Consider the following 23,064-nt stretch of genomic DNA (forward strand, 5'->3'; position numbering starts at 1 on the left):
CATCATTTATTGGCGGAAGAGTCTTTATTGACCGAGTTGAGCAGGAATTTGCCAATCAGGTCTTCGAGAACCAGCGAGGATTGTGTATCTCGAATGGTCGAACCCTCCTTGAGCACCTGCTCGTCACCGCCCACGCTGATGCCGATGTACTTCTCGCCGAGCAGGCCGGCGGTCAGGATCGAGGCGATGGAGTCGGTCGGCAGGTTGTCCACCTGCTTGTCGATCTGCATGGTGACCCGACCGCGGTAGCTGTTGCGGTCGAGATCGATGGCGGTGACCTTGCCGATGGTCACGCCCGACATGGTCACCCGCGATCTCACGGTGAGACCGGCGATGTTGTCGAAGTAGGCGTAGACCTTGTAGGTATCGTGGTGGTCGCTCATCGTCAGACCGCTTACCCGCAGTGCCAGCAGCAGCAGTGCGAGCACGCCGGCCAGCAGGAAGAGTCCGACACCGATTTCCTGGGTGCGGGTTTGCATCAGAGATCTCCAAACATCAGGGCGGTAAGAATGAAGTCGAGGCCGAGCACGGCAAGCGACGCATAGACGACGGTACGGGTGGTGGCGCGACCGATGCCTTCGGAGGTCGGCTCGCAGTCATACCCCTGGAAGACGGCGACCCAGGTCACCACGAAGGCGAACACCAGGCTCTTGACCACGCCATTGAGCACGTCGCTGAGCATCACGCTGTTCTGCATGGTGGCCCAGAAGGAGCCGTCGTAGACGCCGAGCCAATCGATGGCGACCATGGCCGCGCCCCAGATGCCCACCACGTTGAACATGGCGGCCAGCAACGGCATGGAAATGAAACCGGCCCAGAAACGCGGCGCGACGATGTACTTGAGCGGATCCACGCCGATCATTTCCAGGCTGGACAGCTGCTCGGTGGATTTCATGTTGCCGATCTCGGCGGTCAAGGCGGAACCCGCCCGGCCGGCGAACAGCAGCGCGGTCACCACCGGGCCAAGTTCGCGCAGCAGGGTCAGGGCCACCATCTGCCCCACGGCCTGCTCGGAACCGTACTTGACCAGGATGTTGTAGCCCTGCAGGGCGATCACCATACCGATGAAGAAGCCCGACACCACAATGATCGGCAGCGACATCACGCCCACCGAATAGAGTTGCTTGCCCAGCAGCTGCAGGCCGTTGCCCACGCCACCGCGACCGAACACCGCCAGCAGCAGGACGATCACCGAGCGGCCGATGGCCGCCACGACGTCCAGCCCGGCTCGGCCCAGCCGACGAATCCGCTCCACGGCGGAGACCTTACGCATCAGTGTTTCCCCAGCAAGGCATCGCGCAGATCCGGCGCGGCATAGTGGAAGGGTACCGGGCCATCGGGGATGCCCTGCATGAACTGGCGAACCCGCGGATCCGGCGATTCGCGCAATTCCTTCGGCGTGCCCTGCCCCAGCACCTTGGTGTCGCCCACCACATAGAGGTAGTCGGCGATGCTGGCGGTCTCGGCCAGGTCGTGAGAGACCACGATGCTGGTCAATCCAAGGGCCTGGTTGAGCAGGCGGATCAAGCGCACCAACACACCCATGGCGATGGGGTCCTGGCCGACGAAGGGCTCGTCGTACATGAGAATCTGCGGATCCAGGGCAATGGCCCGCGCCAGGGCGACCCGGCGCTTCATGCCACCCGACAGCTCGTCCGGCATCAGTTCGACGGCGCCACGCAACCCCACCGCCTGCAACTTGAGCAGGACGATATCGCGGATCATCTCCTCGGGCAGCTTGGTGTGCACGCGCAGCGGAAAGGCCACGTTCTCGAACACATTGAGGTCGGTGAACAACGCGCCACTCTGGAACAGCACGCCCATCTGCCGGCGCATCTCGAACAGTTCGCCCCGGGACAGCTGCGGCAGATTGGCGCCATTGACCCAGATCTCGCCGCTGCTCGGCCGCAACTGGGCGGCGATGAGACGCAACAGAGTGGTCTTGCCACTGCCGGACGGTCCCATGATCCCGGTGACCTTGCCCCGCGGGATGCGGATATCGACGCGGTCGTAGATGAGACGCGTGCCGCGCTTGAAGGAAACACCCTTCAACTCCACGGCGTACGGGCTATCGACGGTCATCAAGACTCCTAACGTTCAACTCTGTGCAGGGAGACGCCGCTCCGCCGCTTCAGGGCACGCGATGCTCGTGTGTGGCGGCCCCGGCAAAAGGGCGGCACTATAGCATTCGTTGCCGATGAGACTTCCAAGCTGCAGGCGGCGTTGCTGAGTGTCGCGGCTTTGCGCATATAATTTCCGATTGTCCCGTCACCTGCCTTCTGACCCATGCCCGACTCAATAGATTTCATCGCTTCCGCCAAGCGCACCATAGATGTAGAGCGAGTGGCCGTGGCCGCCCTGGGCGAACGCATCGACGCAAGCTTTGCCGCCGCCTGTCGCCACCTGCTCGCCTGCCGTGGGCGTATCGTGGTCCTGGGCATGGGCAAATCCGGGCATGTCGGCAACAAGATCGCCGCGACCCTGGCCAGCACCGGCAGCCCGGCCTTCTTCGTGCATCCGGCCGAAGCCAGCCATGGCGACATGGGCATGATCACCCGCGATGACGTCATCATCGCCATCTCCCAGTCGGGCACCTCCAGTGAGATCCTGACCCTGCTGCCGCTGATCAAGCGCCTGGGCGTCCCTTTGATCAGCTTTGCCGGCAATCCCGCCTCGCCGCTGGCCAAGGCCGCGGACGTCAACCTGGACACCAGCGTCGCCACCGAGGCCTGCCCGCTCAATCTGGCACCCACCTCCTCCACCACCGTCGCCCTGGTGCTGGGCGATGCCTTGGCCATCGCCCTGCTCGAGGCCCGCGGCTTCACCGCCGAGGACTTCGCCTTTTCCCACCCGGGCGGCGCCCTGGGCCGGCGCCTGCTGCTCAAGGTGGAAAACGTCATGCATGCCGGCGCCGACCTGCCGCAGGTCGGCGAAGACACCCTGGTGTCCGATGCCTTGCTGGAGATGTCGCGCAAGGGGCTGGGCATGACCAGCGTGCTCGCCGCCGATGGCCGTCTCGCCGGCATCTTCACCGACGGCGATCTGCGTCGTGCCCTGGATCGCGGCATCGATGTGCGCACCACGCCCATCGCAACCGTGATGACCCGCGGTGGTCGAACCGCCAGGGCGCCGATGCTCGCGGCCGAGGCGTTGAAGATCATGGAGGAGCACAAGATCAACGCGCTGGTGGTGATCGATGACGAGCGGCGCCCGATCGGTGCCCTCAACATGGGTGACCTGCTACGCGCCGGGGTGCTGTAGGCCGGGTTATACTGCCCGACTAATACGCTGCACTCTCGTGTTCAACCCGCCGCCCTGGTGCGGCCCACCACAGGTACCCTCATGTTTCGCAGCTTGCGCCGCCCCGTGCTGTTGGTCCTGATCGCCGCCGCGCTCATCGCGATCGGCTACTGGAACATCCTGCCGCAGCGCTTCGTCGATGCTCCGGCATCGTCGACCCCGCAAGACAGCGCCATCGACGGCTACGCCCTCAATACCCGGACGATCCAGTATCGTCTGGACGGCAAGATCCAGTACGAACTCAAGGCCGAGCGCAGCGAACACGTCAAGGCGACCGACGTCACCCTGGTGACCCGTCCCGACATGCTGGCCTTTCGCGGCACCGACTATCCCTGGCACATTCGCAGTGCCCGCGCCGAGGTCGCCCCCGGTGGCAGTCAGGCGGAGCTGATCGATGACGTGCGCGTCGAGCGTACCGATGAGAAAGGCCGCCCGGTGGTGTTGACCACCACCCGCATGACCGTCTTTCCTGACAAACAATATGCGCAAACCGAGCAAGCCGTTAGAATCGAGGCCGCCAATGGGGTGACCACGGCCAATGGCATGAAAGCGTATCTAGAAGACGGCAGAATGCTCCTGCTGTCCAACGTAAGAGGCCAGCATGAGGTTCGTTAAAACCCTCCCCTTCCTGTTCACCCTCGGCGCCACCCTTGGCAGTGCCGCGGCTTGGGCCCTGCCGACCGATCGCACCCAGCCGATCCGCGTGCAGGCCGACAGCGCCGAGCTCGACGACAAGCAGGGCGTGGCCGTGTACCGCGGAGACGTGGTCATCACCCAGGGCAGCATGAAGATCACCGGCAATACGGTGACCCTGACCCAGGACAACCAGGGCAACATCAAGGTCGCCACCGCAGTGGGCAAGCCAGCCTACTACGAGCAGAAGCCTTCGGCGGACAAGGACATCGTCAAGGCCTATGGTCTGACCATCCAGTATTTCGCCCAGGAAAATCGCATCATTCTGATCGACCAGGCCAAGGTGGTCCAACAGGGCAACACCTTCGAAGGCGAGAAGATCGTCTACGACACCCAGCGCCAGATCGTCAATGCCGGTCGCGCCAATGGCAGCAAGGTCACTACGCCGCGGCCGCGGATCGACATGGTCATCCAGCCCAAGGATCAGCAGCAGTCGGGGCAGGGACAATGACGGTTACGCTCAAAGCCCAGCATCTGGCCAAGAGCTACAAGGGTCGTCAGGTCGTTCGCGACGTCAGCGTCAGCATCGACAGCGGTCAGATCGTCGGCTTGCTCGGTCCGAACGGCGCCGGCAAGACCACCTGTTTCTACATGATCGTCGGCCTGGTCAAGGCCGATCAGGGCCGCGTGCTGATCGACGATCAGGATGTTACCGCGCTGCCCATGCACGGTCGTGCCCGCGCCGGGATCGGTTACCTGCCGCAGGAAGCCTCGATCTTTCGCAAGCTGACCGTGGCCGACAACATCCTCGGCATCCTGGAAACCCGCAAGGACCTGGACAAGGCCGGCCGTCTGCGCGAGCTGGAAAGCCTGTTGCAGGAATTCCATATTACCCATATCCGCGACAACCGCGGCATGAGCCTGTCGGGTGGCGAGCGTCGCCGCGTCGAGATCGCCCGCGCCCTGGCCACCGCGCCCAAGTTCATCCTGCTGGACGAACCCTTCGCCGGTGTGGACCCCATCTCGGTGGGTGACATCAAGCAGATTATCCGCCACCTCAAGGCCAAGGGTATCGGTGTGCTCATCACCGACCACAACGTGCGGGAAACCCTGACCATCTGCGAAACGGCCTACATCGTCAACGATGGCCAGCTCATCGCCGAGGGTACCGCCGAAGAAGTCCTCGCCAATGACCTGGTGAAGGAAGTCTATCTGGGCCACGAATTCCGCCTCTAGGCAAACCCGGGGAAACAAGGCATATAATTTGCTAACGCTCGCAGGGTTCGCGAGGTTCGGTGGCGCTGTTCGCGTCGGTAGACAAGGTGTATTTCCGCAGCCATGAAACCATCGCTAGTCCTCAAGATGGGCCAGCAGCTGACGATGACGCCGCAGCTGCAACAAGCCATACGTCTGCTCCAGCTCTCGACGCTCGACTTGCAGCAGGAGATCCAGGAAGCCCTGGAATCCAATCCGATGCTGGAACGCCAGGAAGAAGGCGAAGACTTCGACCAGAGCGAAGCCGCGGGCGAAGGCGATGAGAGCTCAGGCTCCGGCACCATGGAAACCACCTTCAAGGAAACCTCGGTCGCCACCAACGAGATGGCCGACGAATCCGAGTGGAGCGAGCGCATCCCCAGCGACAGCGAGCTGCCGGTCGATACCGCCTGGGAAGACATCTACCAGACCAGCGCCAGCAGCCTGCCCAGCAACGACGACGACGAGTGGGACTTCACCACCCGTACCTCCGCCGGCGAGAGCCTGCAGACCCACCTGCTCTGGCAGCTGAACCTGGCGCCCATGTCGGATCTCGACCGCCTGATCGCCCTGGCGATCATCGACGGCATCGACACCGACGGCTATCTGCAGGAAAGCCTGGAAGACATCCATGCTTCCCTCGATCCCGAGCTGGAAGTCGATCTCGACGAGGTCGAGGTGGTGCTCAGACGCGTCCAGCAATTCGAGCCCGCCGGCGTCGCCGCGCGCAACCTGCGCGAATGCCTGCTGATCCAGCTGGCCCAGCTGCCCGCCACCCTGCCCCTGCTCGGCGAAGCCAAGCGCCTGGTTGGCGACTACCTGGATCTGCTCGGCAGCCGTGACTATGCGCAGTTGATGCGGCGCATGAAGATCAAGGAAGACGAGCTCAAGCCGATAATCGAGCTGATCCAGACCTTGCACCCGCGTCCCGGCTCGCAGATCGAATCCGGCGAAGCCGAATACGTGGTGCCGGACGTCATCGTGCGCAAGCACAACGAGCGTTGGCTGGTGGAGCTCAATCAGGAAGCCGTACCGCGCCTGCGGGTCAATCCCCAGTACGCCGGTTTCGTCAAACGCGCCGACAGCAGCGCCGACAACACCTACATGCGCAACCAGCTCCAGGAAGCGCGCTGGTTCATCAAGAGCCTGCAGAGCCGCAACGAGACCCTGATGAAGGTGGCGACCCAGATCGTCGAGCACCAGCGGGGTTTTCTCGAATATGGCGAAGAGGCCATGAAGCCGTTGGTCCTGCACGACATCGCCGAGGCGGTGGGCATGCACGAGTCGACCATCTCCCGGGTGACCACCCAGAAATTCATGCACACCCCGCGTGGCATCTACGAACTCAAGTACTTCTTCTCCAGCCACGTCAGCACCGCCGAGGGCGGCGAATGCTCCTCCACCGCGATCCGCGCGATCATCAAGAAATTGGTGGCGGCGGAAAACGCGAAAAAGCCGTTGAGTGACAGCAAGATCGCTGGTTTACTGGAATCGCAAGGTATACAAGTCGCTCGTCGCACGGTGGCTAAGTATCGGGAATCCCTGGGTATCGCTCCGTCCAGCGAACGCAAGCGTCTCCTCTGACGCGTCCTGATGTGTGACCGTGCCTCGATCGACCCGTGTCATGTCGGCGAGCAGCTTCGCCGATCGCAGCCCGGCAATAAGGAGAAGCGGTATGCAAGTCAACATCAGTGGCCATCAGCTTGAAGTGACAGAAGCCCTGCGTGACTACATCGGCGAGAAACTCGCCCGCCTCGAACGGCACTTCGATCGCATTACCAACGTCCAGGTCATCCTGGAAGTGGACAAGCTCAAGCAAAAGGCCGAAGCCACCCTGCACGTCTCCGGCGCTGCGGTGGTCGCCAACGCCGAGCACGACGACATGTATGCCGCCATCGATCTCCTGGCCGACAAGCTCGACCGCCAACTGATTAAACACAAGGAAAAATCGATCGAACGCCAGCAGGGCATTGGCGTCCGCTGAGGTTCGATCGCCGCTTTATGATCAAACTCGAAAACATCCTGACCCCCGGCCGTACCCAGACGGGTGCGCCGGGTGGCAGCAAAGCCGCCGTACTGGAACGCATCGCCGAGCTGGCCGCGCAGGAACTGCCCGGCCATGATGCGGCGCACATCCATGAATGCCTGATGGCGCGCGAACGCCTGGGCTCCACTGGTTTCGGCAATGGCATCGCCATTCCCCACTGCCGCCTGGCGGGTCTGCAGCAACCGCTGTGCGTGCTCTTCCACCTGCAGCAGCCGGTGGACTTCGATTCCCTGGACGGCGCCCCGGTAGACCTGGTATTTGTCCTGCTGGTCCCGGAAGCGGCCACCGAACAACACCTCACCCTGCTACGCCAGATCGCCGGCATCCTGGATCGCGCCGACATCCGCGACCGACTGCGCAAGGCCAAGGACAGCCAGGCGCTCTATCAGATCGTCGTCGAGGCCCAGAGCGGACACTGACATGCACCTCATCATCGTGAGCGGACGTTCCGGGTCGGGCAAGAGTACGGCGCTCAACGTGCTTGAGGACAATGGCTTCTATTGCATCGACAACCTGCCGGCCAGTCTGCTACCCGAGCTGGCCCAGCACGCCCTGACCGACATGGAGCGGCCCCAGCCCAAGGTCGCCCTGTCAATCGATGCACGCAACCTGCCCAGCCAGTTGCAGCGCTTTCCCGAATTGCTCGAACAGGTACGCAGCCGCAACATCCGCTGTGACATCCTCTATCTGGATGCCGATGACCAGACGCTGCTCAAGCGCTTTTCCGAGACGCGCCGCCGGCATCCGCTGTCCAACCAGGAAAGATCCCTGGCCGAGGCCATTCACGACGAACAGGTGCTGCTGTCGCCCATCGCCGATCTGTCCGACCTGAAGATCGACACCACTCACCTGAATCTCTATCAGCTGCGCGACATCCTCAAATTGCGCCTGCTGAACGCGCCGGAGCCGGGTACCGCCTACTTGGTCGAGTCCTTTGGCTTCAAGCGCGGCCTGCCGGTGGATGCCGACATGGTCTTCGACGTGCGCTTCCTGCCCAATCCCTATTGGAAACCGGACCTGCGCGATTTTTCCGGACTGGACGCCCCGGTGCGGGAGTATCTCGAGCAACAGCCCGAGGTAGAGACCCTGTACAATGACATCCGCGATTACCTGGTGAAGTGGCTGCCGCGTTTCGCCGCCAACAACAGGTCCTATGTGACCGTGGCCATCGGCTGTACCGGTGGTCATCACCGTTCGGTCTATCTGGCCGATCGCCTGGGTCGCGAACTCAAAGACCTGCTCAAGAACGTCCAGATTCGTCACCGCGATCTCTGACGCCCGTTTCGTTTCGACAAGGACAGACTCAATGCCTGCCCAACAGATCACCATCATCAACAAGCTGGGTCTGCACGCCCGTGCCGCCGCCAAGTTCGTCGGCGTGGCTGGCCGCTATCCCGCCAGCGTTCGCGTCGGCCGTAGTGGCGAGTCGCCGGTCGATGGCAAGAGCATCATGGCGGTCATGATGCTGGCCGCCGGCAAGGGCACGGTGCTGCAACTGGAAACCGAAGGTGAACAGAGCGACGAGGCCATGCGCGCCCTGATCGAGCTGATCAACAATTACTTCGACGAGGGTGAGTGATAAGCACCCTGCTCCAGCCGCATCCCATAAAAAAAGCCGCCCGAGGGCGGCTTTTTCATGGGGCGTCAACTCAGGCGTTCAGCGCCGCTTCGTAGCGACGGGACACTTCCGGCCAGTTGATGACGTTGAAGAAGGCGCCGATGTAGTCGGGACGACGGTTCTGGTAGCGCAGGTAGTAGGCGTGCTCCCAGACGTCCAGGCCGAGGATCGGGGTATTGCCAGTCATCAGCGGGCTGTCCTGGTTGCCGGTGCTCTCGACCACCAGCTTCTTCTCGGGGGTGACGCTCAGCCAGGCCCAGCCGCTGCCGAAGCGAGTCAGGGCCGCCTTGGTGAAGGCTTCCTTGAAGGCATCGAAGCCGCCCAGCTGGGACTCGATGGCCTCGGCCAGGGCGCCTTCGGGCTTGCCGCCGGCGTTGGGGGCCATCACGGTCCAAAACAGGCTGTGGTTGGCATGGCCGCCACCGTTGTTCTGCACGGCGCCGCGCTTGTCCTGGGGCAGCTTGTCCAGTTGACGAACCACGTCTTCGGCCGACAGGTTGGCGAACTCGGTGCCTTCCAGCGCCGCGTTCAGGTTGTTGATGTAGGTCTGGTGGTGCTTGGTGTGGTGGATTTCCATGGTCTGGGCATCGACGTGCGGTTCCAGCGCGTCGTAGGCGTAGGGCAGCTGAGGCAGAGTATGCGGCATGCGGATTGTCTCCATGGTGGCTTTGGTATGGACCCAACGCCCGAGGGCGCCGGGGAGTACGGCAGATGCGCGAGGACGCATCCTGTGAAGCCTGGGCCGTCCGGTCAACGGATTCGACCGCACGGCTATGTCCTAGTGCATTGCTAGGATACTAACGAGTAACGGGGTGGGCTGTCTCCCGTTCGACGGGATTTTCCTCATCGCGACAACTCCAACCGCTTTTCTAGCTGCCAGCCAGGGTCATGCCGTCGATCAGCACCGAGCCGGTACGTAGACTGCCGCGGCGCTCCACGTCGCTGCCCACGGCCAGGATCTGGCGGAACATGTCGCCGAGGCGACCGGCGATGGTGACCTCCTGGACCGGAAACTGGATCTCGCCATTCTTGATCCAGAAGCCACCGGCACCCCGGGAGTAGTCGCCGGTGACCAGGTTGGTGCCCTGCCCCATCATTTCCGTGACCAGGAAGCCCGTGCCCATCTGCCGGATCAGCTCGGCCTGGTCGGCCGTGCCATGACTGACGTGGAGGTTGTGCACGCCACCGGCGTTGGCAGTGCTCTGCATGCCCAGCTTGCGCGCGGAATAGCTGCCGAGCACATAGGACACCAGCTGGCCGTTCTCGACGAAGGGCTTGGCGTAGGTGGCCAGGCCTTCGCCATCGAAGGCGGCACTGCCCAGGGCGCGCGGCAGGTGCGGCCGCTCGTCAAGGGTCAGCCAGTCGGGAAACACCTGCTGACCCAGGGCGCCTTCGAGGAAGGACGACTTGCGATAGAGGTTGCCACCGGAAATGGCGGCGAGAAAGGTGCCGAACAGGCCGGCGGCCATTTCCGGGGAAAACAGCACCGGGACCTTGGCGGTGGGCACCGGCCTGGCACCCAGGCGACTCACGGCGCGTTCAGTGGCGCGGCGACCGATCTCCTCGGCGCTCATCAGCTCGCTGCCGATGCGGTTGACGTCGTAGTAGTAGTCGCGCTGCATGGCCTCGCCGCTGCCGGCGATCATCACGCAGCTCAGGCTGTGCCGGGTGCTGGCGTAGCCGCCGACGAAACCGTGGCTGTTGCCGTAGACCCGGCAGCCCTGGTGGGTATTGAGGGTGGTACCGTCGGCATTGCCGATGCGACTGTCGGCGGCATAGGCCGCCGCCTCACAGGCCAGGGCCTGCTCGATGGCCTGCTCGGGGGTGATGTCCCAGGGATGATAGAGATCGAGATCGGGCAACTCGCCGCGCGCCATCAGCTCGGCGTCGGCCAGGCCCGCACAGGGATCCTCGGAGGTGTGCTTGGCGATGGCCAGGGCCGCGGCCACGGTTTCGCGGATCGCCTCGGGACCGGTGGCGGAGGTACTGGCCGAGCCCTTGCGCTGACCGGCATAGAGGGTGATGCCGAAGCCCTGGTCACGATTGAATTCGACGGTTTCCACCTCGCCCTTGCGGACCGAGGTGGACAGGCCCTGGTCGACCGAGACGGCCACTTCACCGGCACTGGCGCCCTGGCGCCGGGCCTCGGCCAGGATGGCCTCGACCTGTTCGCGCAATTCGGGGAGCGCGGCGGGACCCACGGCGGCGTTGCGATTCATGACGTTCTCCTTACGGACGGCGCCGGCCAGGCCGGACAACCGTGCGGCAACTCGTTATGATGGCGCCCATTCTTAGCTGGACCCCATAGTTCATGGTTGATTCTTACGACGACGACGCGCCGCTGGGCGAAAAGAGCAAGACGCAGGTCAAGCGCGAGCTGCACGCGCTGCAGGAGCTGGGCGAGCGCCTGGCCGGGCTGCCGGCCGAGCAGCTGGACCGCCTGCCGCTGACCGATCCGCTGCGCAAGGCCCTGGCCGAGGCGCCCAAGCACAAGACCCACATTGCGCGCAAACGACATGTCCAGTACCTGGGCAAGCTGATGCGCGACCAGGACCTGGAAGCGATCCTGGCGCTGGCCGACCAGATGGACACTTCGACGCGGCAGTACAACGAGCGCTTCCACGCCCTGGAGCGCTGGCGTGACCGCTTGATCGCCGAGGGCGACCAGGCGCTGGAGGCCTTCGTGGCGCTGTATCCGGAAACCGATCGCCAGCATCTGCGCGGCCTGGTGCGCCATGCCCAGCACGAGGCGGCGCACAACAAGCCGCCCGCGGCGGCGCGCAAGGTCTTCAAGTACATCCGCACCCTCGACGAAACCCAGCGCGGTCTGCGCTAGGTTTCTGTCCGCTACGGCCACGGCCGGTGCCCGCATCAGGCGCCGGTGCCGCCCACAGTGATGGCGTCGATCTTCAGCGTCGGCTGACCCACGCCCACCGGCAGTGACTGGCCGTCCTTGCCACAGGTCCCTACCCCCGCATCCAGCGCCAGGTCGTTGCCGACCATGGATACCCGGTTCATGACCTCAGGTCCGTTGCCGATCAGGGTGGCGCCCTTCACCGGACGACCGAGCTTGCCGTTCTCGATCAGGTAGGCCTCGTTGGTGGTGAAGACGAACTTGCCACTGGTAATGTCCACCTGACCGCCACCCAGGCTGGCGCAATAGATGCCCTTCTCCACCGAGGCGATGATCTCGGCCGGATCGCTCTGGCCGGCGAGCATGTAGGTGTTGGTCATGCGCGGCATGGGCAGGTGGGCATAGGACTCGCGGCGACCATTGCCGGTGGGCGCCACGCCCATCAGCCGGGCGTTGAGCTTGTCCTGCATGTAGCCCTTGAGGATGCCGTTCTCGATCAGCACGTTGTAGCCGCTGGGCGTGCCCTCGTCGTCGATGGACAGGGAGCCACGGCGATCCGGCAGGGTGCCGTCGTCGACGATGGTGCACAGCGACGAGGCTACCTGGCGCCCGAGCTGGCCGCTGTAGTTGGAGCTGCCCTTGCGGTTGAAATCGCCCTCCAGGCCATGGCCGACCGCTTCGTGCAGCAGCACGCCGGACCAGCCGGCGCCCAGCACCACCGGCAGGGTACCGGCCGGGGCCGCCGTGGCCTCCAGATTGACCAGCGCCTGGCGGACCGCTTCGCGGGCATAGCCCAGGGCGCGGTCGTCACGCTGGAAGTAACGATAGTCGCAGCGACCACCACCACCGCTGTTGCCGCGCTCGCGGCGGCCGTTCTGCTCGACGATGACGCTGACGCCCAGGCGCACCAACGGGCGCACATCGGCAGCGAGGGTGCCGTCGACCGCGGCCACCAGAGTGCGCTCCCAGACCCCGGCCAGGCTGATGGTGACCTGCTGGATGCGCGGATCCAGGGCGCGGGTGGCCTCGTCCAGCTGCTTCAGGAAGGTGACCTTGGTGGCTCGATCCAGCACATCGAGGGGATTGTCCTGGCCATAGAGGCGCTGCGCGGGTTCTACCGCACGAAATGCCTGGACCTGGCCCTCGACGCCACTGCGGGAGATGGAACGCGCGGCTTGGGCGGCCAGATCCAGGGCCTCGCAGGTAATGGCGTTGCTGTAGGCGAAACCGGTCTTCTCGCCGGACAGTGCCCGTACCCCGACGCCCTGGTCGAGGTGGAAGCCGCCTTCCTTGACGATGCCATCCTCCAGCAGCCAGGACTCGGAGACGATACTCTGGAAATACAGGTCGGCGGCGTCGATGCCGGGCCCGGCCAGCCGCTGCAGCACGGGTTGCAGATCGTCCACCGCGAGTCCGCCGGGGCCCAGCAGGGCCGAGCCGACGCTATTCAGGTAATCACTCATGGAAACTCCAGACGACGCCAACAGGGGCGTCGGAACGATGAAGGGGTCGCGAGCTGGCCTCTAGCCTACTCGCGGAAGTCTCGGGTCCCTGATGCAAAAGACCAATGGCCGTCATTGCCGTTCGGCCAGGCGCGCCGGTGCGAAGCGGCGGTGCTGGGTAACGGGCATCCGCCGCCGCAACTCGGCCTGGCGCTCGGCATCGCGCTCGATGAGCAGCACCGCCTCGCCGCTGGCCTGGACGGCCAGGATCTCGCCCCAGGGATCCACTGCCATGGCGTGGCCCCAAGTCGTGCGGCCATTGGCGTGGACACCGCCCTGGGCAGCGCCCAGCAGGTAGCTCTGGGTCTCCACCGCCCGGGCGCGCAGCAGCAGCTCCCAATGGGCCTGGCCGGTGGGCACGGTAAAGGCCGAAGGGACGCTGATAAGCTCCGCCCCGGCGGCACGCAGGGCGCCGTAGAGTTCGGGAAAGCGCAGGTCGTAGCAGACGCTCAGGCCCAGGCGACCGACCGGGGTGTCCACCACCGTGAGGGCTTCGCCGGCGACATAGTGATCGGATTCGCGATAGCTGCCCTGGCTGTCGCTGACGTCGGCATCGAAGAGGTGCAACTTGTCGTAGCGGGCGATGCGCTGCCCTCGGTCGTCATACAGCAGCGAGCAGGCACAGGGCTTGCCCTCAGTGGCACCGTCGGGCAACAGCGGCAGGGTGCCGGCGAGCAGCCAGAGGCCTCGTTCACGCGCCTGGCTGGACAGCCAGGGCAGGATCTCGCCCTCGCCGAGCGCCTCCGCTCGGGCCAGTTCGGCGGGAGCCGAATGGCCGATGGCGACGAAGTTTTCCGGCAGCACCGCCAGTTGCGCACCGGCGTTGGCGGCGCGTTCGAGCAGTCGCTCGGCAGCGCGCAGATTGGCCGCCACCGCGGGGCCGCTGACCATCTGCAGGATGGCTATGGACATGCAGGCACTCCAGAAGGGAGCGTCCATCCTAAGCAGCGGGGCCACCGCAGGGCAATGCTCAATCGCGCTTGCCCGTGGTCATGGTCGGATTCTGCCAGGGGCCTTCGATGTGATAGTTGATGCTGGCCATGCGCGTGATGCGATCGCCGATCAGTCGATCGACGATGAACAGCGCGCCACCGATGGCGGGTGCCCCGGCGATCAGCGCGGCCAGCGGCAGGGAGTTGCTGACCGGCAGCCCGACCTTGAGGTTGGCGTCGACCCGGTTGCTGGCCATGTCCAGCAGGCCCTGCAGACTCATCTCGGCACCCGGCCCGCTGAGGCTGATGGGCTTGCGGGTGCGGAAGGCGCCCTGCTGGGCGTCGAGCACGCCGGTGATGCTGTCGTAGCTCAGGCCCTTGCCGAACAGATCGGAGAAGTCCAGGCGCAGGCGGCGGCGGATGGACTCGAAGTTGAGCAGGCCGAAGATGCGTAGCGCCGAAGCCGTGCCTTCCACCTGGCGCAGCTGGCCATCGTTGAAGCGGGCATCGAGACTGCCATTGAGTCGGGCCAGGGCGACATGGGCCGGCGAGCCAGGCCAGTCGACCCGGGCATCCAGGCGGAAATCGCGACTGGTGACGCTGGAGGCGAAATTCCAGCCCAGCAGGATGTCGGCGATGTTGCCGCCAGACAGACGTCCCTGGTAGTAGCTGTGGGTCGCACCCGGTGCGCCTTCCCAACGCAGGGCGCCCATGACCTTGAGGCCCCGCAGGTCGAGATCCAGGGCATTGAAATTGGCGCCTGACGGCGAAGGCCTGAGCTGCAGGCGCTGGGCGCCGACCAGACGACCACCCAGTTCCAGACGGTCGATGGCCAGATTCAGCGCTGGCAGGGCGCGCGGATCGACGTCTGCCAGGGGATCGGGACGTGGCGCCTCGCTTGCCACCGAGGGATCCGCCGGCGTCTGGGGAATGCGCAGGTGTTGCAGATTGATGTCGATCGGCTGCCCGGTCTGGCGGGGAATGCGCACCTGGCCCGCGATGGTCTGGCTGGCCAGGCCGAGTTGCCAGGCAGTACCCAGGGGTTCGTAGGTGAGGCGCAGGTTGTCGATCTGCTGACCGAAGGCCAGGAAGCGCCCGAAGCTGAGATCACCCCGCCCGAGGCTGGAGATGTCCAGGGTATTGCCACCGCCCTGCCCTGCGCTACCACCGCCACCGGCACTGGCCTTGCCATAGCGCTGGTAGACGTCCTGCCAGGCGGCCAGATCGAATTCCGCCAGTTGCCCGCGCAGGTTGTAGCCGGGGGCAGTGGGCAAATTGGCGGTGCCGCCCCCCAGCACGATCTCGCCGCGGCCCTTGGCGATGGCCTTGGGATCGAGCATCAGCACGGCATCGGCGAGGCCCTTGTAGGTCGCCTCCACCCGCCGCTCGCCATCGTTGAGCGCCAGGCTGAAGAAGCCTTCGCGCGTCTCCTCGGCGCTCTTGCCGAAGGGTGCCGGCAGATCGATGGTCACCCCGCGCAGATCCGAGGTGACGGCCAGTTCGCTGTGCTCGGCGAGGGTCAGGCCGAGGCGATAACCGAGCAGGCCACGCGCCGGAAGGGGTCGCCCTTCGCTACCCAGCCAACGCGCCAACTGGTCGACGTCAACGCGGCCGTCCACCACCAGCCGGGTGCGGGGATCGTCGGGCTTGCCCTCGGCCAGCGCCTGACCGCGGATGGGCTGGTCGAAGACCCGCGCCTGGATGTCGGGGGCGCTGAGGCCGCTGCGGGTGTCGTAGCGAAAGCTGCCACGCAGGTCGGTGAGGGTCAGTTGGGGATCGTCCAGTTCCAGGCGCGCCTTGTCCGGCGTCAGCTCGACCACCACCACCGGTGGCTGCCCCTTGGCCAGGGGAATGTCCAGATTCAGGCTGCTGTTGTTCAGCGCACCCTCGCCCTTCCAGCCGGCAAAGACCTTGGCGGTCGGCAGCGGCGTATCCTGGAGGATCTTCAGGCCATCGCGCACGCTGCTGTCGAGTCGGGCGGAGAGACGCAGGTGCGGCGCGCTGCCATCGTGCAGCAGCGGGATGCGCGCCTCGACGTCTCTGACCCGGGTGTCGAGAATGCGTCCCTCGGGGACCTGGACCTTGACCCCGTCGCTTTCGATGAAGACATCGCCACGCGCCTCGCGCAGGGCGGGCCAGCCGGGCTGATAGGCCAGCTGGGCGTCGTGCACGCGGAAGAACAGACTCATGGTGCGCGAGTGCGCGGGCGAGCCGTGGCGCAGGGAGCCCTGGTACTGGTAGATGGCCTCGTCAATGCGGCCGCCGACGATGGCGGTGGTCAGCCACTGGGCCAGCTCCGGGCTGAAATCCGTGGCCGGCAGCTTGGTGGGCAGGTACTTGCGGGTGTAGCTGGCGTCGCCATCCTTGAGGCCGACGCGCAGGTCCATGTAGCTGTCCACCTCCGGATACAGGCCAAGCTGGATGTGCATGTCGCCACTGGCCGCGCCCTCCGGCCCGGTGACCTGCATCAGGGCACTGCCCAGGGTGAAACGCTGGTCGTCGAGACTCCAGGTCAGCCGCGCCTTGGCGGTGCGATAGCGCCACGGCTCAGGGAAGAGATCGCTCAGGTGCAGCATGAAGTCGGAGCTGTCCAGGCGCAATTCGCCACCGCCCAGGCTGCCGCTCAGGCTGCCGGTGACGCCCTCGGCGGCCGGGGCGCCACGATAGGCGGCAAAGCCCACCCGCTCCAGGTTGGCCGCATAGGAAAGCCGCTCGCGCAGTGGCTTCTGCAGATACAAGTCGGCGTTGAGATTGCGCAGCTGGCCATGGGGCGCCAGCGCCTGGAGCGCCTGGACCACCGGCGCCGGCAAGGGCGCCAGATCCCGCGCCAGCCTCGCCGCCTGCCGAAGGTCCAGCTGGTCGCCACGGAGCTGCAGGTGCTGGTGGGCGCTGTCATAGCCCAGACCATAGCGTGCCTCCAGCGGTTTGCCGTCGAGCTGGGTCTTGAGCGCCAGAGCCCCGTTGTACCGGTTGGCATCGCCGGCCTGCTGGTCGGCGTCCAGGGTCAGGGCCTGCAGGCGCACCGGGGTATGGTCGGCATAGGCGAGGGTCAGTTCATCCGCCTTCAGGCGCAGGTGGGAACGTTGCAACCGCCCTTCGGCCCAGGCGAACCAGAGCTCGCCTTCCGCCTGGGCACGGCGCAATTGCCATTGTCGGGTCAGGGTGCCCGGGACCCAGCGAGACCAGTCGCTGGCGGGCAAACTGACATAGCCTTCCAGCCCACTGGCGCGCCAGTCCTCAGGACGTGGCATGGCGCTGAAGTGCGCCGCGACCGTGCCGCCATCGGGCAGGCGGAAACGCGTCGCCAATTCCAGGGCGCCGCTGAGCTGCCGGGACAGGCTGGCCTCGGCATACCTCAGGGTCACCGGGGAACCCTGCTGGGGGATCAGGCTGAGCTGACTGTCCAGCAGACTGGCATGGCCCAGCCGCGCCAGGCCATCGAGCACGGGACCCGGATCGAAGGGCTTGGCATCCGGCGCGCGCGGCGGCAGGCCGCGCAGTTGCCAGTGCCCCTGGGCATCCTCCTCCAGCACCAGATGGACCCCGTCGATCTGCACGGACTTGAGCCGCAGCTGGCGATGCCAGAGGCTGCCAAGGACATCCGGCACCACCTTGAGATGATCCAGCTGCACCGTACCTTCGCCGCGTCCGAGACTCAGGTCGCGCAGGATCAGCACCGGATTCCAGCGGGCCCAGCGCCCCTCGAGTCGCCCCAGGCGCACCGGTTCGCCCAGGGCAGCGGCGGCGCGCGTCTCGACTTCGTTGCGGTATTCGCCGACCCAGGGCATGAGCAGCCGCCCCAGGCCCATATAGAGGGTCACCAGGGCGAGCAGCAGCAGCGCCAGACCCAGCGCGCCACGCTTGAACAGGGCCATCAAGGCGCGGACCTAGAGCAGCACGACATCGTACTGCTCCTGGGAATACATGGTCTCCACCTGGAATTTGACGGTACGGCCGATGAAGGCTTCGAGATCGGCGACGTTGCCCGACTCCTCGTCCAGCAGCCGATCCACCACCTTCTGGTTGGCCAGCACCAGATAGGAATTGGCCTGGTAGGCCCGCGCCTCGCGCAGGATTTCACGAAAGATCTCGTAGCAGATGGTCTCGGCGGTACGCAGAATGCCGCGCCCCTGGCAGTTGGCGCAGGGCTCGCAGAGCACCTGGGAAAGGCTCTCGCGGGTGCGCTTGCGGGTCATCTGCAGGAGACCCAGCTCGGTGATGCCGATGATGTTGGTCTTGGCATGGTCGCGTTCGAGCTGCTTTTCCAGGGTGCGAATCACCTGGCGCTGGTGCTCTTCGTCTTCCATATCGATGAAATCGATGATGATGATGCCACCGAGATTACGCAGCCGCAGTTGGCGAGCGATGGCGGTAGCCGCCTCCAGATTGGTCTTGAAGATGGTCTCTTCCAGATTGCGATGACCGACGAAGGCGCCGGTATTGACGTCGATGGTGGTCATCGCCTCGGTGGGGTCGATCACCAGATAGCCACCGGACTTGAGCAGCACCTTGCGCTCCAGGGCCTTCTGGATCTCGTCTTCCACGCCATAGAGGTCGAAGATCGGCCGTTCGCCCGGATAGTGCTCCAGCCGCGTCGCCACCTCGGGCATCAGCTCTTCGACGAACTGGCCGATGCGCTGGAAATTCTCGCGGCTGTCGACGCGGATCTTTTCCGTGCGCGGCCCGACCAGATCGCGCAGGGCGCGCAGGGCCAGGGTCAGGTCTTCGTAGATGGGCACCGGCGTCGGCCCCTGGAGGTTGCCGGAGATCTGCTGCCAGAGCCGACGCAGATAGCGGATATCGGCCAGGATGTCTTCTTCGCGCGCCGCCTCGGCGGCGGTGCGCAGGATGAAGCCGCCTTCGTGCTCGATGCCCTCGCTCTCCACGCAGCGCGCCATGATCGCCTTGAGCCGCTCGCGCTCGGCTTCGTCCTCGATCTTCAGCGAGATACCGACGTGGGAGGTGCGCGGCATATAGACGAGGTAGCGCGAGGGGATGGACAGATGGGTGGTGAGGCGCGCGCCCTTGGTACCGATGGGATCCTTGGTGACCTGGACCACCAGGGTCTGGCCCTCGCGCACCAGGGCATTGATGCTCTCCACCGCCGCGCCTTCGCGCTGGGAGATCTCGGCGGCATGGATGAAGGCCGCGCGGGCCAGGCCGATGTCGACGAAGGCCGCTTGCATGCCCGGCAGCACCCGCACCACCCGGCCGCGATAGATATTGCCGACGATGCCGCGTCTCAGGGTGCGCTCGACGTGCACCTCCTGCAGCACACCGTTTTCCACGACGGCGACACGGGACTCCATGGGAGTGATGTTGATGAGGATCTCTTCGCTCATGGAGGACTCTTGGACGACGTGGAAGGGCAGAAAGGGGACCAAGGCGCCAGGCGCCTCAGGACTAGATGGTCGGCCGTCCGACAGACCGCCAACAAGGGATGGCGAAAGCGCTCAGCAGTTCCGCGGTTTCGCACAGCGGCAGCCCTACGACGGCACTGTAGCTACCCTGCAGGCCGCGCACGAACACCGCGCCGGCGCCCTGAATGGCGTAGCTGCCAGCCTTGTCGGCCGGCTCGCCGGTGTCCCAGTAGCGTTCGGCCTCCCCGGGCGCCAGGGGGCGGAATTCCACCGCGGCGGATACCACGCGACTCAGGCAGCGCTCGCCATCGGCGACGGCAACGCCGGTCACCACCTGGTGTCGGCGCCCGCTGAGGGCGGCGAGCATGGCCAGGGCGTCGGCGCGATCGCGGGGCTTGCCGAGCAGCTGGTCATCGAGCACCACGCAGGTGTCGGCGCCCAGCACGCAGCCGGCGGAGGCACCGGCCAGCACCTGCCAGCCCATCGCCGCCTTGGCCCGCGCCAGGCGCTCGACATAGGCGTCCGCCGCCTCGCCGGGATGGGGGGTTTCGTCCACCGCCGCAGCGACCTTCTGAAAGGCGACGCCGATCTGTTCGAGCAGTTCGGCGCGACGAGGCGAAGCGGAGGCAAGGTAGAGCTGGGGCATCGACGACGACCAGACGACAGGAAGATGACGGGAGCATGCCAGTCCAGGACCCGCGAAGCCAATTCAGTTGACGCCGAATCTGAGGCGCAGCCCGCGGAGCAACAGATAGATCCACGGCCAGAGCAGCGCGCTGACCAGCGAGGGAGTGAGAAACACCAGGGTCGGAGGTCGGCTGCCGGCCAGGGCGTTGAGCCACAGTGCCAGCAGCTGGGCGATGCCGTAGATCACCAGCAGCACGAAGCTCTGTTGCCAGATGGGAAAGGCGCGCAATCGCTGCGCCAGGGAACGGACGAGGAACACCACCAGACTCAACACCAGGGCGGTCTGGCCCAGCAGGTTGCCATAGAGCACGTCTTCGGCGATGCCCATCACCCAGGCGGTGAACAGACCGACGCGATGCGGCAGGGTCAGGGTCCAGAAGGTCAGCAGCATGGCCAGCCACAGCGGGCGGCCGATCTCCATGAATTCCGGCATGGGCGCGACGGACAGCAGCAAGCCGACCAGCAGGGTGAGCCAGATTACCCACCCCTTGTGGCCGATGCGCAGCGCCATCAACGATCACCCTCGTCCGGCAGTTCCGGTGCGGGTTGCTGAGTGCGGCCTGGCGCCTGACTGCTGGCCGTCGGCTGCCCAGGGGTACCGGTCACCCCGTGGACGGGCGGCTTGGTGGCCGGATGAGCGGTGCTGCCGTTGGCGTTCGCCGGAGGCTTGGTCGGCGTGGCGGGATGAGTCGCGCTACTGCCCTGGGCCGCTGCCGGCGGCTTGGTGGGGGTCGCGGTGCGACTGCCCGTGGTGGCCGCGGGCGCCGGCGTGGCGCTGGCTGCCGCCGGTTGCGCGGCAGAGGCCCCGGCCGGGGGCGGATTCGCCGGGGCGGCCGGACGCTGGGCCGCGTGGCGATCCGCGGCTTCCTGCGCCTCGGCAGCGTCATTGGCGCGCTGCTCGGGAGTTCGGGTATCGCTGAACACCAGCAGCATGTAGCGACTGCGATTGAGCTTGGCGGTGGGAATGGCGCGCACCACGGCGAAGGGTTGCCCCGAATCGTGGATCACCTTGGATACCGTGGCCACCGGATAGCCGGCCGGGAAGCGCTGCCCCAGGCCGGAGCTCACCAGCAGATCGCCTTCCTTGATGTCGGCGGTGTCGGCCACATAGCGCAGTTCCAGGCGCTCGGGGTTGCCGGTGCCGACGGCAATGGCGCGCAGGCCGTTGCGATTGACCTGCACCGGAATGCTGTGGGTCACGTCGGTAAGCAGCAGGACGCGCGCCGAATAGGGCATCACTTCCACCACCTGGCCCATCAGGCCGCTGGCGTCGAGCACCGGCTGGCCGACGAAGACGCCGTCCTTCGCGCCCTTGTCGATGATGATGCGATGGGTATAGGGATTGGGGTCGACACCGATCAGTTCACCGACCAGCACCTTGTCGTCCACCAGGGCGGCCGAATTGAGCAGTTCGCGCAGGCGCACGTTCTGTTCGGTGAGGGCGGCGAGTTTCTGCAGGCGGCGTTGCAGCAGCAGCTGTTCGGCCTTGAGACGCTCGTTTTCCGCCATCAGCTCGGTGCGGCTGGAAAACTGATCGCTGACGCCTTCCCAGGCGCGCAGGGGAAAGCCCGCCACCTCATAGAGGGGCGAGAGGACCAGCGCCAGTTCGCTGCGTACCGGTTTCAGGTAGTCGAAGCGCGCGTCGGTGACCATGACACCCACCGAAAGGGCGGCCAGGATCAGCAGACGAATGCCCAGCGCCGGGCTTTTGCTGAAAATCGGCTTGATGGTGAGTTCCTCGCAGAACGCGCCCAGCGCTCCGGCCGCCAGGGGCAGCCGGAGCGGGGCCTGTAGCCTGGAACTGCCTTATTCGGTGGACAGCAGGTCCATGGCGTGGCGATCCATCATGTCCAGCGCCTTGCCGCCGCCACGAGCCACGCAGGTCAGCGGGTCTTCGGCGACGATCACCGGCAGCCCGGTTTCCAGCGACAGCAGCTTGTCCAGATCGCGCAGCAGGGCGCCACCACCGGTCAGCACCAGGCCGCGCTCGGCGATGTCGGAGGCCAGTTCCGGCGGCGACTGCTCTAGGCAGCTCTTGACCGCCTGGACGATGGTCGCCAGGGATTCCTGCATGGCTTCGAGCACCTCGTTGGAATTGAGGGTGAAGCTGCGCGGTACGCCTTCGGCCAGGTTGCGGCCACGGACGTCGATCTCGCGGACCTCGCCGCCCGGATAGGCGGTGCCGATTTCCTGCTTGATGCGCTCGGCGGTGGATTCGCCGATCAGGCTGCCGTAGTTGCGACGCACGTAGGTGACGATGGCTTCGTCGAAGCGATCACCGCCGACGCGGACGGATTCGGCATAGACCACGCCGTTCAACGAGATCAGCGCGATCTCGGTGGTGCCGCCACCGATGTCGACGACCATGGAACCATGCGCTTCCTCGACCGGCAGACCGGCGCCGATGGCTGCGGCCATGGGCTCCTCGATCAGGAACACCTCGCGGGCACCGGCGCCCAGCGCGGATTCGCGAATGGCGCGACGCTCGACCTGGGTCGACTTGCAGGGCACACAGATCAGCACCCGCGGACTGGGCTGCAGGAAGCTGTTCTCGTGCACCTTGTTGATGAAGTATTGCAACATCTTTTCGCAGACGCTGAAGTCGGCGATGACACCGTCCTTCATCGGGCGAATGGCGGAAATGTTGCCCGGCGTCCGACCGAGCATGCGCTTGGCGTCGGTACCGACGGCGACGACGCTCTTCTGGTTGCCATGGGTACGAATGGCGACGACGGACGGCTCGTTGAGCACGATGCCACGCTCGCGGACATAAATCAGGGTGTTGGCGGTTCCCAGGTCGATCGACAGATCGCTGGAGAACATGCCACGCAATTTCTTGAACATGAGGTGACCCTAGGCGGTGACAAGCAGGCACGC

23 protein-coding genes are annotated in these 23,064 nt (G+C 65.4%); 10 read left to right on the plus strand and 13 right to left on the minus strand.

Going from position 1 to position 23,064, the window contains the following annotated elements; translation table 11 throughout:
- Positions 1 to 2: 2 nt before the first annotated feature.
- From mlaD to NRG74_RS11155, 3 genes are read right to left on the minus strand one after another with little or no spacing between them, the layout of a single operon-like run.
- A complete protein-coding gene (mlaD, locus tag NRG74_RS11145) occupies positions 3 to 479 on the minus strand; it encodes an outer membrane lipid asymmetry maintenance protein MlaD (protein WP_007159511.1) in 477 nt (158 codons plus the stop codon).
- Positions 479 to 1,273: a lipid asymmetry maintenance ABC transporter permease subunit MlaE gene (gene mlaE, locus NRG74_RS11150; RefSeq protein WP_017640058.1), complete on the minus strand. Its 795-nt coding sequence runs from the start codon at positions 1,271 to 1,273 to the stop codon at positions 479 to 481. The genes mlaD and mlaE overlap by 1 nt, the downstream gene beginning before the upstream one ends.
- On the minus strand, positions 1,273 to 2,082 hold the full coding sequence (locus NRG74_RS11155) for an ATP-binding cassette domain-containing protein (protein ID WP_257706524.1): 810 nt from the start codon (positions 2,080 to 2,082) through the stop codon (positions 1,273 to 1,275). Before NRG74_RS11155 ends, mlaE begins: the two co-directional genes overlap by 1 nt.
- A 204-nt stretch (positions 2,083 to 2,286) precedes the next feature.
- On the opposite strand from NRG74_RS11155, the gene NRG74_RS11160 reads away from it, so the two are divergent.
- From NRG74_RS11160 to NRG74_RS11200, 9 genes are all read left to right on the plus strand, one after another.
- A complete protein-coding gene (locus tag NRG74_RS11160; RefSeq protein WP_068383733.1) occupies positions 2,287 to 3,261 on the plus strand; it encodes a KpsF/GutQ family sugar-phosphate isomerase in 975 nt (324 codons plus the stop codon).
- Positions 3,262 to 3,342: 81 nt separating this feature from the next.
- Complete coding sequence (gene lptC, locus NRG74_RS11165; RefSeq protein WP_007159515.1) at positions 3,343 to 3,915, plus strand: LPS export ABC transporter periplasmic protein LptC; 573 nt, start codon at positions 3,343 to 3,345, stop codon at positions 3,913 to 3,915.
- Positions 3,902 to 4,444: a lipopolysaccharide transport periplasmic protein LptA gene (gene lptA, locus NRG74_RS11170; protein ID WP_017640055.1), complete on the plus strand. Its 543-nt coding sequence runs from the start codon at positions 3,902 to 3,904 to the stop codon at positions 4,442 to 4,444. The genes lptC and lptA overlap by 14 nt, the downstream gene beginning before the upstream one ends.
- Positions 4,441 to 5,169, plus strand: a complete 729-nt coding sequence (gene lptB / locus NRG74_RS11175) for an LPS export ABC transporter ATP-binding protein (RefSeq protein WP_017640054.1) — start codon at positions 4,441 to 4,443, stop codon at positions 5,167 to 5,169. Before lptA ends, lptB begins: the two co-directional genes overlap by 4 nt.
- Positions 5,170 to 5,271: 102 nt before the next feature.
- Positions 5,272 to 6,771: an RNA polymerase factor sigma-54 gene (locus NRG74_RS11180; protein ID WP_093250327.1), complete on the plus strand. Its 1,500-nt coding sequence runs from the start codon at positions 5,272 to 5,274 to the stop codon at positions 6,769 to 6,771.
- Positions 6,772 to 6,862: 91 nt separating this feature from the next.
- Positions 6,863 to 7,171, plus strand: a complete 309-nt coding sequence (gene hpf / locus NRG74_RS11185; RefSeq protein WP_017640052.1) for a ribosome hibernation-promoting factor, HPF/YfiA family — start codon at positions 6,863 to 6,865, stop codon at positions 7,169 to 7,171.
- 17 nt (positions 7,172 to 7,188) lie between these two features.
- Positions 7,189 to 7,653, plus strand: a complete 465-nt coding sequence (gene ptsN / locus NRG74_RS11190) for a PTS IIA-like nitrogen regulatory protein PtsN (protein ID WP_017640051.1) — start codon at positions 7,189 to 7,191, stop codon at positions 7,651 to 7,653.
- A gap of 1 nt (position 7,654) precedes the next feature.
- Positions 7,655 to 8,509: an RNase adapter RapZ gene (gene rapZ, locus NRG74_RS11195; protein WP_017640050.1), complete on the plus strand. Its 855-nt coding sequence runs from the start codon at positions 7,655 to 7,657 to the stop codon at positions 8,507 to 8,509.
- Between the two features lie 31 nt (positions 8,510 to 8,540).
- Positions 8,541 to 8,813 carry an HPr family phosphocarrier protein gene (locus NRG74_RS11200; RefSeq protein ID WP_017640049.1) on the plus strand — a complete coding sequence of 91 codons (273 nt, stop codon included), beginning with the start codon at positions 8,541 to 8,543 and terminating at the stop codon, positions 8,811 to 8,813.
- A 70-nt stretch (positions 8,814 to 8,883) separates the two neighbouring features.
- Here the strand turns inward: NRG74_RS11200 and NRG74_RS11205 are convergent, their stop codons facing one another.
- Positions 8,884 to 9,498, minus strand: coding sequence for a superoxide dismutase (locus NRG74_RS11205; RefSeq protein ID WP_017642374.1), 615 nt, complete (start codon positions 9,496 to 9,498; stop codon positions 8,884 to 8,886).
- Between the two features lie 223 nt (positions 9,499 to 9,721).
- Positions 9,722 to 11,071, minus strand: coding sequence for a metalloprotease PmbA (gene pmbA, locus NRG74_RS11210; protein ID WP_257706525.1), 1,350 nt, complete (start codon positions 11,069 to 11,071; stop codon positions 9,722 to 9,724).
- Between the two features lie 92 nt (positions 11,072 to 11,163).
- On the opposite strand from pmbA, the gene yjgA reads away from it, so the two are divergent.
- Entirely contained in the window at positions 11,164 to 11,688 is a 525-nt protein-coding gene (yjgA, locus tag NRG74_RS11215) for a ribosome biogenesis factor YjgA (protein WP_017642376.1), read from the plus strand.
- Positions 11,689 to 11,723: 35 nt separating this feature from the next.
- On the opposite strand, the gene tldD is transcribed toward yjgA, so the two are convergent.
- The 8 genes from tldD to mreB form a co-directional block, all read right to left on the minus strand.
- Positions 11,724 to 13,169, minus strand: coding sequence for a metalloprotease TldD (gene tldD, locus NRG74_RS11220; protein ID WP_257706527.1), 1,446 nt, complete (start codon positions 13,167 to 13,169; stop codon positions 11,724 to 11,726).
- Between the two features lie 111 nt (positions 13,170 to 13,280).
- Positions 13,281 to 14,120: a carbon-nitrogen hydrolase family protein gene (locus NRG74_RS11225; RefSeq protein ID WP_257706528.1), complete on the minus strand. Its 840-nt coding sequence runs from the start codon at positions 14,118 to 14,120 to the stop codon at positions 13,281 to 13,283.
- A gap of 58 nt (positions 14,121 to 14,178) precedes the next feature.
- The gene (locus NRG74_RS11230) at positions 14,179 to 18,015 is read right to left on the minus strand and encodes a YhdP family protein (RefSeq protein WP_257706529.1); all 3,837 of its coding nucleotides are present in this window, start codon (positions 18,013 to 18,015) and stop codon (positions 14,179 to 14,181) included.
- A gap of 12 nt (positions 18,016 to 18,027) precedes the next feature.
- On the minus strand, positions 18,028 to 19,482 hold the full coding sequence (gene rng, locus NRG74_RS11235; protein ID WP_017642380.1) for a ribonuclease G: 1,455 nt from the start codon (positions 19,480 to 19,482) through the stop codon (positions 18,028 to 18,030).
- A gap of 61 nt (positions 19,483 to 19,543) precedes the next feature.
- The gene (locus tag NRG74_RS11240) at positions 19,544 to 20,146 is read right to left on the minus strand and encodes a Maf family protein (protein WP_257706530.1); all 603 of its coding nucleotides are present in this window, start codon (positions 20,144 to 20,146) and stop codon (positions 19,544 to 19,546) included.
- Between the two features lie 63 nt (positions 20,147 to 20,209).
- Positions 20,210 to 20,698 (minus strand): rod shape-determining protein MreD, encoded by a 489-nt coding sequence (gene mreD / locus NRG74_RS11245; protein WP_017642382.1) that lies wholly within the window; start codon positions 20,696 to 20,698, stop codon positions 20,210 to 20,212.
- The gene (gene mreC / locus NRG74_RS11250) at positions 20,698 to 21,867 is read right to left on the minus strand and encodes a rod shape-determining protein MreC (RefSeq protein WP_257706585.1); all 1,170 of its coding nucleotides are present in this window, start codon (positions 21,865 to 21,867) and stop codon (positions 20,698 to 20,700) included. Before mreC ends, mreD begins: the two co-directional genes overlap by 1 nt.
- A gap of 126 nt (positions 21,868 to 21,993) precedes the next feature.
- On the minus strand, positions 21,994 to 23,031 hold the full coding sequence (mreB, locus tag NRG74_RS11255; protein WP_007159533.1) for a rod shape-determining protein MreB: 1,038 nt from the start codon (positions 23,029 to 23,031) through the stop codon (positions 21,994 to 21,996).
- Positions 23,032 to 23,064 lie beyond the last annotated feature (33 nt).

This window comes from Pseudomonas oryzihabitans (assembly GCF_024652905.1).
GTDB lineage: Bacteria > Pseudomonadota > Gammaproteobacteria > Pseudomonadales > Pseudomonadaceae > Chryseomonas > Chryseomonas benzopyrenica.